Below are 17,553 nucleotides of genomic sequence, written 5' to 3' on the forward strand. Positions count from 1 at the left end.
ACACGCAATTTTACAAAATTTAATGCAAAGAAGGTAATTTTTCTAGTCATCCGATTTAATCTGTCTTAAAAAGACTAAAATTTGAGCAATTTCACCAATTTTCAATCCTCCCTCTTTCCCTCTCATAACCACAGTGGCTCCACAAGAACCAACTAAAGGCGAGTTGATAAAAAACTTGGATGCGTTAGAAATTTGTAGAGTGAACCCGCTCCTACTTTTTTTTCACTCAGGACTTAGTAAGGTTAAGGCAAAAATTGCTACAGGGCAAGCAGAAGTTCTTACAGGAAAAGTGGAAGCTGCTACAGACTGCGCGATACACGGAAATGTCAAAGTGGAAGCTGCTACAGACTGCGCGATACACGGAAACGTTAAAGCGGAAGCTGCTACAGGGAAAGCAGAAGCTGCTACAGACTGCGCGATACACGGAAACGTTAAAGCGGAAGCTGCTACAGGGAAAGCAGAAGCTGCTACAGACTGCGCGATACACGGAAATGTTAAAGCGGAAGCTGCTCCAGGGAAACCGGAAGCTCTTACAGGGAAAGCAGAAGCTGCTATGGACTGCGCGATACACTTCATATTGCCTCTGAATCAGCAATGCTACAAAAAAACAGTTTGCCTTGGCAAGACAAACTGCTGAAAAAATATTTATTTGGGTGAGGAAAAGTTAGAACATACCCATGCCGCCCATGCCACCCATGCCGCCCATGCCGCCCATGCCGCCCATACCACCCATGCCACCCATATCAGGGGCAGGAGCAGCGGATCTCTTCTCCGGCTTTTCAACAACGATCGCTTCGGTAGTTAAGACCAAACCAGCAATGGAACCAGCGTTTTGCAAAGCTGAACGCACGACTTTGGCAGGGTCGATAATACCAGCAGCGATTAAGTCTTCAAATTCACCAGTAGCAGCGTTGTAGCCAATGTTGAAGTCGCTATCTCGGACTATAGAGACGATAACAGAACCTTCAGCACCAGCGTTATCTGCTATTTGACGCAAGGGAGCTTCTAGCGCTCGTCCGACTATATCAGCCCCAATCTTTTCTTCTTCATTTTCCAGGGTGTTTTTAATCTCTTGTATCTTCTTAGCTAAGTGAATTAGAGTTGTCCCACCACCAGGAACAATACCTTCTTCCACAGCAGCTTTAGTAGCGTTCAGCGCGTCTTCAATCCGCAGTTTCCGGTCTTTGAGTTCGGTTTCGGTTGCCGCACCCACTTTGATTACTGCCACACCGCCAGCGAGCTTGGCGATGCGTTCTTGCAGTTTTTCTTGATCGTACTCAGAATCGGTTTCTTCCAACTGCCTGCGAATTTGACCAATCCGCTTTTGTACTTCTGGCTTGGTAACACTGCCAGCTACAATAGTGGTGCTTTCTTTGTCAATGGTGATTTTGCGAGCAGTTCCCAAAGCTTCTAGAGAAGCAGTATCTAGACTTAAGCCGATTTCTTCAGAAATCAACTGTCCATCGGTGAGAATAGCAATATCTTCTAACAAAGCTTTGCGGCGATCGCCAAACCCAGGCGCTTTGATTGCAGCTACAGCAAGTACACCCCGCGCTTTGTTCACCACCAAAGTTGCCAAAGCATCACCTTCGACATCTTCAGCGATGATCAGCAAGGGCTGACCAGAACGGGCGACTTTTTCCAAAATCGGCACTAAATCTTGGATACTGCTGATTTTTTTGTCAGTAACCAAGATCCGGGCGTTTTCAAATTCCACGATTTGCCGCTCGTTGTTGGTGACAAAGTAGGGTGAAATGTAACCCCTGTCAATCTGCATCCCCTCAACTACCTCTAGTTCAGTGGTTAGAGATTTAGATTCTTCAACGGTAATGACACCATCTTTGGTGACTTTTTCCATTGCTTGGGCTAACATTTGACCAACTTCTTCATCGTTACCAGCAGAGACAGTGGCAACTTGAGCGATCGCACTTCCTTCTACTGGCTTGGCTATGTTGGCAATTTCTTGTACCAGTGCCTCAATAGTTTTGTCGATCCCGCGCTTTAAGCTAACTGGGTTGCTACCCGCAGCGACATTCTTCAAACCTTCCCGAATCAAGGCCTGTGCCAAAACAGTAGCAGTGGTGGTACCATCTCCAGCAACATCTTTAGTCTTTGATGCCACTTCTTGGATGAGTCTGGCACCTGTGTTTTCCAAAGGATCTTCTAATTCAATTTCCTTGGCAACAGTGATACCATCGTTGACAATTTGAGGTGCGCCAAATTTTTTCTCTAAAAGGACATTGCGACCTTTGGGCCCCAAGGTGATTTTTACGGCATCGGCAAGGGCGTTAACACCCCTTTCTAGAGCTCGCCGCGATTCCTCGTCAAATGCAATAATTTTCGCCATGTTTTATTTCTCTAGCGCTTCCATTAGACAATTTAGCACTCACAGGGCAAGAGTGCTAATCTCCCAAGCGGCTCAAGTTACAAATGGAAATAAAAAAATTGATTAATATACAGGTGATGCTCATATTAGATACAGGCAGTAATGCTTGAATTGGGAGATGAATCTAGACAACTCCCTTAAGTCCCTCGGTATTGCCGACCCTAGCGGCACCGGCTGGTTGGCGGTAGTATTTACGTTTCTCTTGGCTTGGCTTGTAACGTGGCGTTTAATTCCGACAGTACGCAAATTCGCCTTGCGGGTAGGTTGGGCTGACCAACCCAATGCACGGCGACTCAACCGAGAACCTTTGCCTAATGCAGGGGGGCTAGCTATCTACGCAGGTGTAATTGCCGCACTGGTATTAGCTAGCCTTTTACGACCTATCGAACTCCAAAACGTACTGGCTCAGGTACTGACTATTCTGTTAGGGGGTTCGATATTAGTTCTTGTGGGCTTTATCGATGATCAGTTCGGCTTACCGCCCTCTGTTCGATTGTGGGCACAAATTATCACGGCACTGTTGCTGGTAGCTAATGGGATCAGTGTCAGAGTTATGTTTGGCACCCCCATCGACTCGCTGCTGTCCATGTCGTTAACAGTACTATGGGTAGTAGGGATTACCAACGCCATCAACTTGATGGATGGTATGGATGGTTTGGCGGGAGGAATCAGCTTTATTACCGCCATGAGTTTGTTGGGGGTTGCAGCCCAATTTAACAATCGTGCAGCGGCAATTTTGGTATTAGCAGCCTTAGCAGGTGCTGCACTAGGATTTTTACGTCACAACTTTCACCCCTCGCGGATTATTATGGGTGATGCCGGAGCATACTTTTTCGGCTATGTACTGGCAGCAACTAGTATTTTAGGCAAACTGCAACAAAACACAGTTTATGCGTTAATTCCCACAATTTTATTTCTGTTGTTGCCAGTATTAGACACCACTCAAGTATTTGTGCGGCGGCTACTAGCAGGAAATAACCCTCTGAGTACTCCTGGTAAAGACCACCTGCACCACCGCTTACTTGCTTGGGGACTCTCCCAGCGCCATGCTGCGTTCACACTTTGGTCAATTACCTTAGTTTTCAACTTGCTGGCGATGAGAATACAAGGTATGAGTGTGGCTGTAATACTGACTACCGCCAGTAGCATTATCATTCTTTTGGGTTTTACTATCTGGCAAAGGATACATCAACAACCTTAATCGCTTGTAGGGTGGGCATTGCAGTGCTAGCCCTACTATGGTTTATTTTCTACTGTGGCAAAATATGATATAGATTTTTTAAGAAATTATTTATGTATGAAGTACCTACTAGCACTACATTGCACCCTTGATAGAGTTTATTTCCTTGATGTAATTATTGATATTAATAATTAATATTTAATATTTAGAAACTATTGTAAAAATTATACTTTTACCTAGAAAGTTATCTTTCTTAGATATCCTAAGCTAAAGCTTGGGCTGAACACTCAGAATCAACTTTTGTTCATGCATAAATTCTATCTACTTCAACATAACCAATCAAAAAAACAAGTGTAAAGCTAATATGCTGCTGTTGTGCTTTTGTCAACGCTTGGAAGTCCAGCACAAGCGCAATTCAATCTTAACGAATCCTGGGCGCAGAATCTCTATTTCGGAAGCCGGGGAACATTCTTTGCTGATGTTACCGGAGATGGCAGGGCTGATGCCATTGTGGTTAACAATGAGAAAGTAACTGTTAAAAGGGCATTTTAGGGGTGTTTGATAATTAGCTGAAGATTTCTTGGAAGTCCCTAAATCGGCGATCGCCAGATAAAATTGGTGCGTTACGCTGTAGGCTAACGCACCCTACAAAAATTACTAACTCAGAACTATTTAGGCCATTACCATACCGCCATCGACATTAAAGACTTGTCCGGTGATGTAGGTGGCAGCGGGATCGGCAGCAAGGAAGCGCACCATCCCAGCGACTTCTTCGGGCTGACCGAAACGGCCGAGTGGGATGTATTTGAGAATATCTTCGGGGTTGTTAAGATCGCTGGTCATGTCGGTGGTGATGAATCCAGGGGCGACGGCGTTAACGGTGATGCCACGAGTAGCTAGTTCTTTGGCAACGCTTTTAGTGAAGCCGATTACACCTGCTTTGGCGGCGCTGTAGTTTGACTGGCCTGGGTTGCCCATTTGCCCAGCAACGGAGGTAATGTTGATAATTCGCCCCGATCGCTGCTTGAGCATAATTTTACTGGCGGCGCGTGTACATAAGAAAACACCAGTTAGATTAAGGTCTATCACAGCTTGCCAATCTTCTGGCTTCAAACGTAAAAGTAGCGTGTCGCGGGTAATACCTGCATTGTTGACCAAAATATCCACACGGCTGAACTTTTCTATGACGGTGTTAACTAGTGTGTCTACTTGATCGCTTTTAGAAACGTCTGCTTGGATAGCGATCGCTTGACCTCCCGCACTTGTAATTTCTGTAACAACTGCCTCAGCAGCTGCACTCGAACTGGCATAATTAACAACTGCGATCGCTCCCTGTGTAGCTAATTCAATTGCGATCGCTCGCCCAATTCCTCGTGATGCACCTGTGACAATTGCGACTTTATCTTGTAATAGTGTCATTTGATGTTCCTCAATCTTAAAAATACCGCGCTAATTATCTTATGGTGATTTAGGGAACATCTGAATGAATATTGTCTAGATAAGTAAATATCTATAGTTATTTCTCTGTTAAGAGATGAATAAATTCAAGCAATATATATATTGTTGATTTAATTTATAGCTGCGACGCGATAGCGTACTCTTATCTAATGCATATACACAAATATAAACAACATACGTCTTTTATTATAATTATTTAAGATTTTTGGCTTGTGAATCAGTCTATATTTATTAATCTAATCCTTTCCCAACAAAAACCCATGAACCTATACCGCTTTTATTTTCTAAGAATTATTATTAAAACAAACAATTGAAAATCGGTCTGTATCACATGGCAACTAAAAAGCAATTTAACAGCTTTGAAGAGATGCTGTCTGCTTCTGATGTACCTGTATTAGTAGATTTTTATGCTGACTGGTGTGGCCCATGTCAAATGATGGTGCCAATTTTAGAGCAAGTCAATGCCCAACTTAAGGATCGCCTGCGGATTGTCAAAATCGACACGGAAAAATACACAGATTTAGCCAGTCAATATAAAATTTCCGCTCTACCAACCTTAGTACTATTTAAGCAGGGTCAGCCTGTGGATCGGATAGAGGGAGTCATGCAAGCACCGCAGTTGGTGCAATATCTACAAGCAAAGGTTTAAGCTAACACTTAAAATTTGGATTTTAGCCGCCAGAGGCGCGAAATATCGCGTCTTTTTTAGTGGGGGTGCATAGCTGTAGCCCTAAGAATCACCGTGTAAAATCTTAAGTAAATATTAAGCATATCTACTTATATGTCTAGAGAATGTAGTTTAAAAATTGAGATGGCTATATTGTATAGATATAATAAAATATCTTGACAAGCCAAAAAATCTATGAATAACAAGCAGAAAAGATTTGATAAAGCCTATATTTGGGTGAATATTGATTTTGATAAAGTTCAACATAGAATAAATGCGGTAACTTATCAGATTGAGCAGGTTATAAAGAAGTACCAACCTTCAAATCAAAGCGATAACCCAGGCAAAAGAAACAATTAGGTTATGTGTAGAGCAATGTCTACGCAGTTTATTTTTAGCGTAGCGTAGGCGTAGCGTAGGCATCGTACCTGTTTTGCACAACAGATTTTGGGCAAATCAACCATATTTTTGTCAAATATCAAATAACATTAATAATCATTTACCGAACTTCTACTTATTTATTTATTAGTCATTATTTTATCTTCGACGCTCCTTTTTAAGAGTGTTAATTTTGGGAGGATATCTACTTGCTAGTTATGGTGTGGATATATGATTGTCTCAATTAGCAGCAGCATTAACTCTTGTATCTCATACTTCTGGTGTTGATTACAGAAAATTACAGGAACTATTGGTAGAAAAAGGGTAGGAAGTTAGATACAGAAACCGACTCTACGATGTTCAAAATATTTGATCGTGAAGTAATTAAAGATAGTCCAAGTGTCAGGTTTAGCTTAGGCGTAGCCTAACCTAGACATCGTATCAATTTTGCATATCACATTTTAGCAAAATAAACAATATCTGACAGTAAGTAGTATTTTTAACAAAACATTTGTAACTACCCTTGCAGTTTATTTACCCACCGCCTGCTATTCTTATAGTTACTTCGGTCTGTCATAGCAGATAGATTATCCTCAATAATGTTTTTATTTGTTAGCGCTCATATACCATCCGGGTTATGTGGGTGCTTTTACTTTATCCTTCATGGCAAAAATCCGGTTTAATTTTGAGGCGATGTCTGGTGTTTAGTACACTAAGCTGACACTGAAGCTTTAACTTGACCAAAACGGCGATCGCGTCTTTGGTAGCTCAACAAAGCTTGATAAAATGCTTCTCTATTAAAATCTGGCCAAAGAATATCGGTGAAATACATCTCTGTATACGCCATTTGCCACAGGAGAAAATTACTCAATCGCATCTCACCACTAGTACGAATCAGTAAATCGGGTTCTGGAGTATCTGCTGTGTAGAGATGTTGTTCTACAAGACTTTCATTCACTTCTTGGGGACTAAGTTCACCCTGTTGCACGAGTTGAGCTACTTGACGGCAAACTCTGGTAATTTCGTTGCGGCTCCCGTAGTTGACTGCAACAGTAAAGTGGATTGCTTGATTGTTCAACGTCTCTGTCATTGAACGTTCCATTTCCGTCTGTAGAGACTTGGGTAAAGCCGATAAATCTCCAATAAATGAGATTCGTACTCCTTCTTGATGCATCTGGGCCAACTCGCGGTGTAGTAATCGCTCAAACAAATGCATTAGAAAATCCACTTCTTCAACAGGACGCTGCCAATTTTCTGTTGAGAAAGCGTATGCTGTCAACGCTTTAACTCCCCAATCTTTGCAGCAACGCAATAGTTCTTTGAGTGTCTTTGCTCCTTGGCGATGTCCAGCAATGCGCGGTAATCCTCGACTGGTTGCCCATCGTCCGTTACCATCCATGATGACAGCGATATGTTGGGGTATTTTTTGGGGATTTAAATCGGTGGGTAATTTTGATTTGTCATTTGTCATTTGTTATTTGTCCTTTGTCATTTATTTTTACTAATGAGTAGTTTCAAATAAATCTTGCAAATACTCTGGTGTGAGTGTGTTGTTCCAACTCCACAGACGATGCATTGTGTAGGTGAAGGTGAAGAAGAGAGTTGTTTTGTTAGTCAATGACCAAGTATTCCAGTTGAGTGTACCCATCATGCGGCGGAGGGTACGGATCAGGTTGTTGCGTTGATAGTTTTGCGATCGCGTTTTGATTAGCGTGCGTCCAATTCGCATCAATCCAGTATTAGGGAAAGTCCAGACTCCAAACCCCCAGAATTTGGTCATGTGGTTGATTTCATCCTGTGCTAGTTCCTCTAAAACATCCTGGAGTGCGCCAGTAGTATGAGCCATCAACCAAATATAAAGACAGGTAGCACCGTATTCTGTGGCAATGCGGTGTAAGCCGTGGCGATATAAGTCTTCGTAAGCGTCATCTGTAGGGAGATAGCTTCTAACAGTGCGAAGTTTTGGGGTAATTTTCTCGCCTGTTAATTGGGTGTAGATTTTGATTAATGCGGGTGTGTGCTGACGTTCTTCCTTTTCCCACAAACCAAGTTCCAGCAATTCGCCACTTTCACCGACAGTTCCACCAATAAACCGAGCCATCTGAGGATGCAATTTTTCCAAATACTGCCGACTTGTTTGGGTATAGCCGCGAATGGGAGCTTCTGTATCCATTGCACCTATCAATATAGATAGAAATACCTCTGCGTCTAAGCCGATAATTTGATTGCGGTTAATTGTTTGCCAGTCGATGTGTTTCCAGGGACGCGGTTGAGGATTGGCAAACTGTATCGGTAAATCTTGCAGGCGATCGTATAGTTGTTCGACTGCAATATATCTATCTATGAGTGAACGAATGCGGCGCTGTGTTTGCAAGTAGTGAGGGCTGGGATAGCTTTGACCTGCTAAGTCTTCTGCAAGTGGGCTGAGGGTGTTAAGCATATTTTTATACTTAAATTTTTATCTCTATGCCCAATAGCCTAAGCGATCGCACTTGCTTTTGTCAGTCGGCTGAAGTCGGCAGTTTTATGTGATAGGGTTGCAAAAGTCGGGTAAAAAGTTGGTTAAATAATGTATAAAATTTTTACGTAAGATATTTGAATAGGTAGGTTATGCTGGGCTTTAGTGAATAGATGCCGAAAGCTATATGCATCAAATGCAAAGAGCGATCATGCTAAATAGCTAAGTGTTATATGAACTCAATAAAGAAACCAAAAACAATAACAGAGTATACAGAGTGGGCTAAAAACGTATTATTTACTGACTTTGAAGATAGTCGTTCAAAGAATATATACACAGTAAATCTACAGGCATTTTTTAATACGGTTTCAGAACATGATTTTTTTAAAGGATTAGATGAAAAATTATCTTTATGGTCAGAGGAGTATAAGAATCAGACTACTTCTCAGCTTTTAATGGATAACTCCACATTAAATTTACTAACAAAAACATATGAGTCTGCACTAGATAAATCTTTTAGGGAAAATATACTCTTGAATAAAAGCTTCCCTGAACCGCCCAAGAAAGGTTGGGTAACAGCTGATAACTTATTTAAACGCTTCAATGATGGACTAAGAGGATTATTAGTATGTAAATTTATTGATGGGCCTAGTTTTCTTGCAGACAAATTGAGCGCATATGCTAACCAATTAGGTTTACAGAGTAGACAATATAGCCAGGCAAGGGATGATGGCTATTATGCATATCACTTTTATGTTATTTTTAAAGTTGAGCTAATTGATAAAGACTGGAAAAAACAGGAATCAAAAGTGGAAATGGAAATACAGATAACAACACAGTTACAAGAAGTTCTAAGAAGTTTAACACATCAATTTTATGAGCAGAAGAGGTTACAAATAGATATTGATGCATCTAAATGGAAATGGAATTACACATCAAATCAATTCAAAGCGGGATATCTAAGTCATACTCTACATCTTTTGGAAGCTATCATAGTTCAATTACGAGAATATAGTCGTAAAGAAGATAGTGAAAGCCTTGAAAAAGAATAATAGGTGATAATCATGGAGCCAGTTCTAATGTACTATAGGCTTTTTGAACTGTTTCGCGCTATCGATAACGGTGTAATTAGAGTGCCGTCTTTTCAAAGACATTTTTTGTGGGATGCAGCAAATATACTGGATTTAGTAAAAAGTGTATATAACGGATTTCCGATTGGAGTTATAATATTTTTTGAGTCTGGGGAAAACATATTTGATACAGCAGATCCAAGTGTTACTAACTTTCCGGCTGTAGAAAATTTAGAAACACGGCATAATTATCCTATAAACTATGTTATTGATGGGCTACAGAGGCTTTCATCGCTGTACAATTGCTTCCATTGGAAAGCTCTAGAACAAGCTAGCAAGTTTAATATAATTTTTGATATAGAAAAGGAAGAATTACTTCAATACAGCAGTTATAGCTCTCCGGGTAAATATATTCATTTATCTTCAATATTTTCCTCGGAAATGTTCATTGATAGCCAAATTAAATTGATGAGCTACAACAATTCAGAAAAAATTTTAAATATTGCTAGCGAACTGCATAGTAGATTTCAGGAATATACAATTCCAGTTATGAAAATAACTGGAACAGATACAAAAGATGTGGTAACAGTTTTTGAAAGACTTAACAGTTCTGGAGTAAGTCTAACTGAAGCCGAAATATTGAGAGCTAGGTCTGAACTTGAAAAAGATTGAACTTCTTATAGGAGAGTTTCGCTATTGCCCTGCTTAACCTTCTGATAGTTCCCCAAATTGCTGACGATAACGTTCAAGTTGTTTTTGCGCTAATTCAAGCTGTTCTTCTGGAGTTTGATAGCGCTTTCCTTGTTGGTCATACCAATACAAAACCTGACGCTGGATATTACCAGATACGTATTGCCCTCTACCAATTCCCAAACCAATTTCTGGCATCCAAAAAGGTTCGCCAATTTGCAATTGATAGCTACCACCTACTAAGCGATAAACTTCAAAAGGTTGGTGACGATCGCGTTGCCAATACTCTGGATTATAAATAATGTAGTACAGTACCCCTAACTTGGCATAAGTATCTAATTTCTTGTCGTATTCTCCACCCGGAGTTAAGGAGACAATTTCTAAAGCCAAGATAGGCACTATGTTATTTTCTTCCCAAACAACATAGCTTTTACGAGATTTATCTGCCTTGCGGCGTTCTACACCTAAGCTCAAAAATCCGTCTGGTACAATTGGCACAAGTGGACTAACCCCTGTGGTATGGTAAACGCCCATATCTACGCTGAAAAACCAGTCATTACGATTTGCCCAAATGTATTGCAGCAAAAAGAGAAGCAAGTTGGGAATAAAGTTTTGGTCTTCGTTATCCACAGGGGTATCGTCTGAACAGGGAAGTTCAGCACTAGTAGGCAATTGACGGGGGTCTGATTTCACCATAAGTAATGATGGTGCTGATGTTACCTAATGAGTTTTATTCTAGACGATTTGACGCGGACGATATACTTTAGGTAAACGTTCTAAGTTAGCGGCGATGAAGAATTTTGATATTCAGCTAGATGAAGAATATGCTCAAAAGCTTGCCTACATTCAACAGGAGGCTGACCAAGATACAGTAGAGGCAATTAAGTCTTCGATTGAACTGCGCTATCAACAACTTCAGCAACAAAAAACAGATCCGTTAGCTAAACTCAAGCAAAGTAAATTTATCGGCTGTTTCAAAGGAGAAACTGACTTAGCTGCTAATTCTAAAGCCATTGTGCGATCGCTAATGCAAGAAAAGTATGATCGTCGCTGATACTGGCTTTTTCGTGGCACTTGGGAACCAAAACGATCAATACCATCAATTAGCACTACAAGTTTTAAATGCTCTCAATGAACCACTAGTCACTACTTACCCTGTAATTACCGAAACTTGTTACCTTCTTCTTGCCAGAGGAGGTGGTAATAATGCTCAATGTACTTTTTTGAGAGAGGTTGCACAGGAAGCATTTGAGGTGTTTGATTTACAAAGTCACCATGTTGCACGCATAGTTGAACTCATGGAAAAATATGCCAATTTGCCAATGGATATGGCAGATGCTTCTCTGGTTGTTCTAGCAGAACATCTGGGACATGGGCGAATTTTGACAGTTGATCAACGAGACTTTAATACCTACCGTTGGAATAACAGCAATCCTTTCAAGAACTTGCTGCTGAATTTTGAATAAAGTTTGCAAAAGTCGGGAAAAAAGTCGGATTTACAAAATCTTATCCGAAAACTCCAGCAACATAACTGTAAAGTAATTTATAGTTGTCCCTAAAATCTGAACTACCCTTGTCGTTACACAATGGACGCTGAAGCAGCATTAGCATGGTTAGACGCCATAATTCCTCCTCAGACTGGGGAACGGTTGAGCGATTTGCAAAAAGTGATTCTTGTGCAAGTTTGGTTAGGTAGAAAATACTTGGATATCGCTCATTCTTACGGTTGTACGGAAGGACACGCCAAGGATGCTGGTTCTCAGTTATGGAAGCTGCTTTCTAAAGTATTACGAGAAAAGATTACCAAAAGTAATTGTCGCGCTACTTTGGAGCGAGTTCTGAGAAAAACTACTGCAATATCATCTAGTCTAATTGATTACTCGCGATCGCCCCAACCCACCCCAAAATTAGAGGATACCAATTTTATTGGACGAACAGAAGCGATCGCTCACCTGAATACTTTGGTAAATCAGGGATCGAAAGTCATTGTCATTCAAGGTGAGGGAGGCTTAGGCAAAACCACTCTAGCCCAGCAATATTTGCATCAGGGGTTTGAGTTGGTTTTGGAACTGCTGATGGCGAAGGAAACGCAGAATATCACCCCCGCCGAACGAGTAGTAGAGGAATGGCTCAAACAAGATTTTGATCAAGAACCTGGGGTAGAATTTGGGGTAACTTTGGGACGACTCAAGCGCCAACTCCACAATCGGCGGATTGGGGTGTTAATTGACAATCTTGAACCTGCATTGGATCAACAAGGTAGGTTGATTGCTTCTCACCGCAACTATGTAGAACTATTGCGGGTTTTGGCTGATGCTAGGGTGCAGTCTGTTACCTTGATTACTAGTCGCGATCGCCTTTGTGAACCTGGGTTGAATGTGAATCACTATCGGCTTCCTGGTTTGGATCAAAGGGCATGGCAACAGTTTTTTAGCAACCGTGGATTAGCGATCAACTCGTCAACTTTGCAAATCATGCATCGCACTTATGGTGGTAATGCTAAAGCAATGGGAATTCTCTATGGTTCGATTCAGGAGGATTTTGACGGTGACATGGTTCTTTATTGGCAAGAAAATCATGCCGATCCGTTAGCCGCAACCGACTTAAAAAATTTAGCGGTTAGTCAAATCAATCGTTTACAAGTCCTTGATCCCCCAGCATATCGCCTGCTTTGTCGTTTGGGATGTTATCGTTATCAAGATATACCCACCATTCCATCACAAGGATTGTTTTGTTTACTTTGGGATGTCCCACCTGCTGAACATCGCCAAATTATCGCCTCGTTGAGAAATCGGTCTTTGGTGGAGTGCGATAAGGGTGAATACTGGTTGCATCCCGTGATTCGGAAAGAAGCGATCGCGCGTTTACGTCCGAGTGATGAATGGGAAATTGTCAACCACAAAGCCGCGGAATTTTGGACAGCTAGTGTTAAACAAATTGAATCCTTTAAGGATGCTTTGCAAGCTCTGGAAGCATATTATCACTACATAGAAATTCACGAATTTGAGTTGGCAGGTAAAGTCATTCTCAAAAGCAGAAATAATCAATGGCAGCAGTTTTTACCTCTTGGTAGTACGTTATATCGCATGGGTTTAATTCAACCTATACTTACTGCAATTAATCAAGTTGTTAAGAATATTCTAAATGACCAAAATCTCAGCGAACTTTATAATATATTGGGTGATTTATATTGGATAACAGGTAAAATTAGTCAAGCAATCACTTGTCAACAAAAGACTATTAATCTAGCAACCCAAGCACTCAAATCACTTGTACCTCAGCCAGAAAATAAACATTCAGTTTACTATCTGAGAATGCTAGAGGTAGATTCTTTATTAAGTATTGGTCTTTACAAAATAGATTTGGGGGAATTAGAGGCAGCCGCAAAGTTATTCCAACAAGTAATTTATCTGGCTCAAAATACCGAGCATCATAGCTGGGCAGAGAAAGCTTCAGTGTGTTTAGCTTTAGTATATTCTTATTTAGGTTTACGTGATGCCTCATCTGCATTAGCAAATGTAGCTTATCAAAATATTACGAATGAAAAACTGGTAGAACAAACTGGAAGATTTGTCTATTTCATGCAAATTTTGGGTCAAACCTATGTAAATTTAGGAGATTTTTATAAAGCAAATCAAATACTGCACCAAGCTTTGACTTTTGCTGAAAAGAGCCATTATATGCAGGTAAAAGCAAAAACACTGAATGGTTTAGCAGAAATCCATCGACAACAAGCAGATTTTGCATTAGCCTTTACTCATCATACAGAAGCAATCGAACTTTTGGATACAATAGGTGCTAAGTGTGATCTAGCTGAAGCTTATTTTCAATTAGGTTTAACTTATCAAAAGATGGCAAAGCCTGATGAAAGTCAAATGAATTTTAATCGAGCGATTCAGCTATTTACTGAAATAAAAGCTCCGAAGCAAGTTGAAAAAATTTCCAACTGCACGACTCAAAGCTGTGTTAACCATTCTTGCCATTATTGAGTAGATATGCATGCTTTGTAGTGCTGAAGTATGCGTAGACGGCCAAAAGCTTGTCGTCCATCATTGCTCATGTCACCTTTCCTTCATTTCTAGGTAAACCAAGGCATATCCATAATACACGTCATACAATTATTTGCGATCGCCTACGGTGGGAGAAACAGCGCTATCGCTCATCTCACCTTCCTATATCAACTAGTTATGGGGTTATCTGATTGCCAAATTTTTTAATTCATAAAAGTCAAAAATTGTCAATAAATACGTGTATAACTTAAAGTCTAATTTTAGAATCAAGTCCTCAGCTAAACTAGAGATTATACAAACCATTGTTAATTACTAGTACACTGTGGCAAAAGTTTGCCTTTAACAAGGAGATTTTGCCCCTTGTTAGTCTGGTTAATTGAGATGGTAGCTGAATTAACGCTGTGCTTTACTAATTACTATGTCTTTCGCTCTCAAAGGAAATCTGGTCAAATGGTAGAGATAATTCGTCAGTTGCTGCGTCAGTCAAGTCAACTAATACTATAAAAATGGCTTAAAAGTTTCGGGATTGTGACACTAAATTTGTCTCATTGCCCATAATAATAAAAATGACCCTTCAGCAATTTACTGTTGTACTCTAATAGTAATTCGTAACTATATTTTTAACTATGACTACGCAAACCCTACCTCCACCAGAAATTTATCAAGGTCAGTTTGGGGAATTTACAATTACTCAGAGCGATCGCACTGGCGTAATTATCTACCGCGCGGGATTAATGCTAGCAGCACTGAGCTTTGGCATAGGCAGTGCATTGGTTTTGCTCAACAATAACCCAACTATTTTTACCACACTTACACTTCTATATACTTGTTTTAGTCTCGCTCTGGGTGTGAGTTTATTTACCATTCATATTTATATGGTATCACTGCACCGAATATTGCAAATTTTTTGGGCAATCGGTAGTATAGCATCAGTGATTCTGGCAATCTCTAACAGTGAACCTCTAGCTCTCACTGTTTACAATCAGCCCGTTACCTTATTTGGAGTTGGTTTTATCTTTGTTGCTTTAACAGGTATTTATTTTAAAGAAGCTTTTTGCTTCAATCGCCTGGAAACCAAAATATTAACCCTAATAGTACCGCTACTATTGTTAGGACATTTGGTGGGAATTTTACCAACTCAAGCGGAAAGTGTTTTATTAGGGATTTGGGCAACCTTGTTTTTGGTGTTCGCCCTGCGAAAGACAGTGCAAGCAATTCCTGCCGATATCGGAGATAAGTCTGTATTTACTTACTTGAAAGAACAACGTTTAGCTAAAGTTTAATGCAGGCAAAAAATCGCCGGTGTCAAAAATTTCCAAAAATCAAACTAATAAAACGCCAAGAAATGTGGACACTTACGGCTCAGGGGTGGGCGATTGCAGTCGCTTTTATTGCTTATTTAATTTTTTTCACTATTACTCATGTACACTCATTTCTCGCCGTGACTTCCCCTATCAAATCGGCAGAAGTATTAGTTGTTGAAGGATGGCTCCCAGATTATGCCATAAAACAAGCTTTGACTGAATTTAAAAACGGTTCTTATCGTCTAGTAATTACCACGGGAGGCTCAATAGAAAAAGGTAATTATCTTAGCGAATACAAGAACTTTGCAGAAGTGTCAGCCGCTACCTTCAAAAAACTCGGTTTAGAATCAGAGAAGGTGGTAGCTGTTCCAACACCTGTAGTAATTAAGGATCGTAGTTATGCATCTGCTGCCGAATTTAATCGCTGGCTATCCAATTCAAATTTAAATCTACAATCAGTTAATGTTTTTTCCTTGGATGTTCACACCCGTAGAAGTTGGTTGCTGTTCAAAAAACTACTTACCCCTAACATCAAAGTTGGTGCGATTGCTGCCAAAACACAAGATTATGATCCAAACAAATGGTGGAATTATAGCCAAGGTGTACGGACAATTATTGATGAAGGCATCGCTTATATTTATGCACGATTTTTGAATTGGAAAGCATAAAAATGAGAATTCGTAATTTTGAGTTACAAACTGCGGATTATGTAATATAAAACGTAGCTTTGGTGGGGTGCTTCTACTGTAGCAATCCTAAATGAGTCGTAAAAATCCTCAATTTTTCTCTCTGCGCCTCTGTGGTTAATTTATTTTTACAAATGATTTAGGACTGCTATATAAGGAATTAGGCAGACATCATATTACTTACCCAAGATTTGTAATAATGCTTGCCGATAAATTTTAAGACCTTCTGCGTTTAGATGCTCTCCATTGCTCGTAAAACTCCCTTTAAGAGCATTATTCTCATACAATGGCGCTAGTCCTGCTGCAACTGGCACTTTTTCTATTTCAGCAACTTGGTTAATCAAAGCATTAATTTGTTCAACTCTAGAAAGTGGGGCTGCTACAGTTGGATCTGAGCTTGCTGCAACTGTTGAATAAAAAGCCGGAATGAGAAAAATTTCTTTATTTCCCATTGTGCGGACAAGTGCGATCGCCTCTTGTAAATTTTTGCTAAACAACTCATCACTAATTCCATACAAAGCATCATTTCCACCTACGGCAATAATAGCTTTTTCACATTTCACCTTGGTAGGAATTAAACTTTTAAGTTGTTCCAGTAATGAGATTGTACTCAGACCATTTAAGCCAAAATTAAAAGTCCCGCTCCCAAGGGTATTTCCAAGTGCAGCCGAAGTAGAATCGCCAAATAAGCAACCTGAAAACTGTTTATTTTGGGCGGCAAGTGTTTGATATTGCAATGCAATTTTCCCTAAAGGTGAAGAACTTACATTATCCTTTGGAGGTGCATCAGCAGAATTAGAAGAGGAATTTGCCATGCCAACTAGCTTAGAAATTTTGGACACATCAACAACTAGTTGATTGCTGGGATAGGCTTCTAGAAAGCTTACTAATCCTAGACCTTCTGGTGATCTTGCTCCTATGATCATGGCAGATCGTAGGGCTTGTATACTGGCTTGATCACGACGAGCGATCGCTTGGGATGCAAAAGATAAAATTTGCTTACCCATTCCTGTATTTACCAGCTTATCTAAAGCCACAATATCAAGAGACATTTTTACCTGAAGTGCATCTTGGAACTTCTGTTTTTCCTCAGTGCTAAGGTAATCTAGGAAAGATTGCAAATCGCTAGAAGCCTTTTGTGTCTCGGCATAGTTGCGTATATCTGCCACCGGGATCGATTGCTCAAACAATCCGTATCTGACAGTAACTTTCTCAGCCGCCAAACTAGGCAACAAACCAATGCCACTGTGCAACAGTAAAAATATT

At 40.3% G+C, this 17,553-nt stretch carries 18 protein-coding genes; 12 read left to right on the plus strand and 6 right to left on the minus strand.

Annotated features, from left to right (window positions below; translation table 11 throughout):
* The first annotated feature begins 133 nt into the window (after positions 1 to 133).
* Complete coding sequence (locus H6G26_RS42685) at positions 134 to 637, plus strand: hypothetical protein (RefSeq protein WP_242053797.1); 504 nt, start codon at positions 134 to 136, stop codon at positions 635 to 637.
* A gap of 27 nt (positions 638 to 664) precedes the next feature.
* Here the strand turns inward: H6G26_RS42685 and groL are convergent, their stop codons facing one another.
* Complete coding sequence (groL, locus tag H6G26_RS19240) at positions 665 to 2,347, minus strand: chaperonin GroEL (protein ID WP_190730783.1); 1,683 nt, start codon at positions 2,345 to 2,347, stop codon at positions 665 to 667.
* A gap of 157 nt (positions 2,348 to 2,504) precedes the next feature.
* Between groL and H6G26_RS19245 the strand changes: the two genes are divergently transcribed.
* Positions 2,505 to 3,587: an MraY family glycosyltransferase gene (locus H6G26_RS19245; RefSeq protein WP_190730784.1), complete on the plus strand. Its 1,083-nt coding sequence runs from the start codon at positions 2,505 to 2,507 to the stop codon at positions 3,585 to 3,587.
* Between the two features lie 360 nt (positions 3,588 to 3,947).
* A complete protein-coding gene (locus tag H6G26_RS19250; protein WP_190730785.1) occupies positions 3,948 to 4,118 on the plus strand; it encodes a hypothetical protein in 171 nt (56 codons plus the stop codon).
* 120 nt (positions 4,119 to 4,238) lie between these two features.
* Here H6G26_RS19250 and fabG read toward each other — a convergent pair whose 3' ends face one another.
* Positions 4,239 to 4,985, minus strand: a complete 747-nt coding sequence (fabG, locus tag H6G26_RS19255) for a 3-oxoacyl-[acyl-carrier-protein] reductase (RefSeq protein WP_190730786.1) — start codon at positions 4,983 to 4,985, stop codon at positions 4,239 to 4,241.
* Between the two features lie 370 nt (positions 4,986 to 5,355).
* Between fabG and trxA the strand changes: the two genes are divergently transcribed.
* Positions 5,356 to 5,673, plus strand: a complete 318-nt coding sequence (gene trxA, locus H6G26_RS19260) for a thioredoxin (protein WP_190730787.1) — start codon at positions 5,356 to 5,358, stop codon at positions 5,671 to 5,673.
* A gap of 213 nt (positions 5,674 to 5,886) precedes the next feature.
* The gene (locus H6G26_RS19265; RefSeq protein ID WP_190730788.1) at positions 5,887 to 6,051 is read left to right on the plus strand and encodes a hypothetical protein; all 165 of its coding nucleotides are present in this window, start codon (positions 5,887 to 5,889) and stop codon (positions 6,049 to 6,051) included.
* A gap of 730 nt (positions 6,052 to 6,781) precedes the next feature.
* Here the strand turns inward: H6G26_RS19265 and H6G26_RS19270 are convergent.
* Together H6G26_RS19270 and H6G26_RS19275 are read right to left on the minus strand one after the other, a co-directional pair.
* Positions 6,782 to 7,540, minus strand: a complete 759-nt coding sequence (locus H6G26_RS19270) for an isoprenyl transferase (RefSeq protein ID WP_190730789.1) — start codon at positions 7,538 to 7,540, stop codon at positions 6,782 to 6,784.
* 30 nt (positions 7,541 to 7,570) lie between these two features.
* Positions 7,571 to 8,509: a ferritin-like domain-containing protein gene (locus H6G26_RS19275; protein WP_190730790.1), complete on the minus strand. Its 939-nt coding sequence runs from the start codon at positions 8,507 to 8,509 to the stop codon at positions 7,571 to 7,573.
* A 251-nt stretch (positions 8,510 to 8,760) separates the two neighbouring features.
* Between H6G26_RS19275 and H6G26_RS19280 the strand changes: the two genes are divergently transcribed.
* Positions 8,761 to 9,579 (plus strand): hypothetical protein, encoded by an 819-nt coding sequence (locus H6G26_RS19280; protein WP_199326982.1) that lies wholly within the window; start codon positions 8,761 to 8,763, stop codon positions 9,577 to 9,579.
* A 12-nt stretch (positions 9,580 to 9,591) separates the two neighbouring features.
* Positions 9,592 to 10,269: a DUF262 domain-containing protein gene (locus H6G26_RS19285; protein ID WP_190730791.1), complete on the plus strand. Its 678-nt coding sequence runs from the start codon at positions 9,592 to 9,594 to the stop codon at positions 10,267 to 10,269.
* A 33-nt stretch (positions 10,270 to 10,302) separates the two neighbouring features.
* Here the strand turns inward: H6G26_RS19285 and H6G26_RS19290 are convergent, their stop codons facing one another.
* Positions 10,303 to 10,983: a Uma2 family endonuclease gene (locus H6G26_RS19290; protein ID WP_190730792.1), complete on the minus strand. Its 681-nt coding sequence runs from the start codon at positions 10,981 to 10,983 to the stop codon at positions 10,303 to 10,305.
* Between the two features lie 94 nt (positions 10,984 to 11,077).
* On the opposite strand from H6G26_RS19290, the gene H6G26_RS19295 reads away from it, so the two are divergent.
* The 5 genes from H6G26_RS19295 to H6G26_RS19315 all read left to right on the plus strand — a co-directional run bounded on the left by H6G26_RS19295 (position 11,078) and on the right by H6G26_RS19315 (position 16,269).
* The gene (locus H6G26_RS19295; RefSeq protein ID WP_190730793.1) at positions 11,078 to 11,341 is read left to right on the plus strand and encodes a hypothetical protein; all 264 of its coding nucleotides are present in this window, start codon (positions 11,078 to 11,080) and stop codon (positions 11,339 to 11,341) included.
* Positions 11,328 to 11,753 carry a PIN domain-containing protein gene (locus tag H6G26_RS19300; RefSeq protein ID WP_190730794.1) on the plus strand — a complete coding sequence of 142 codons (426 nt, stop codon included), beginning with the start codon at positions 11,328 to 11,330 and terminating at the stop codon, positions 11,751 to 11,753. Before H6G26_RS19295 ends, H6G26_RS19300 begins: the two co-directional genes overlap by 14 nt.
* Positions 11,754 to 11,873: 120 nt before the next feature.
* Entirely contained in the window at positions 11,874 to 14,276 is a 2,403-nt protein-coding gene (locus H6G26_RS19305) for a tetratricopeptide repeat protein (RefSeq protein WP_190730795.1), read from the plus strand.
* Positions 14,277 to 14,923: 647 nt separating this feature from the next.
* On the plus strand, positions 14,924 to 15,580 hold the full coding sequence (locus tag H6G26_RS19310; protein WP_190730796.1) for a DUF2301 domain-containing membrane protein: 657 nt from the start codon (positions 14,924 to 14,926) through the stop codon (positions 15,578 to 15,580).
* A 62-nt stretch (positions 15,581 to 15,642) separates the two neighbouring features.
* The gene (locus tag H6G26_RS19315) at positions 15,643 to 16,269 is read left to right on the plus strand and encodes a YdcF family protein (RefSeq protein ID WP_347242479.1); all 627 of its coding nucleotides are present in this window, start codon (positions 15,643 to 15,645) and stop codon (positions 16,267 to 16,269) included.
* Between the two features lie 194 nt (positions 16,270 to 16,463).
* Here H6G26_RS19315 and H6G26_RS19320 read toward each other — a convergent pair whose 3' ends face one another.
* A complete protein-coding gene (locus H6G26_RS19320) occupies positions 16,464 to 17,540 on the minus strand; it encodes an alpha/beta hydrolase (protein WP_242053798.1) in 1,077 nt (358 codons plus the stop codon).
* Between the last annotated feature and the right edge of the window lie 13 nt (positions 17,541 to 17,553).

Source organism: Nostoc sp. FACHB-888, from assembly GCF_014696655.1.
Lineage (GTDB): Bacteria > Cyanobacteriota > Cyanobacteriia > Cyanobacteriales > Nostocaceae > Nostoc.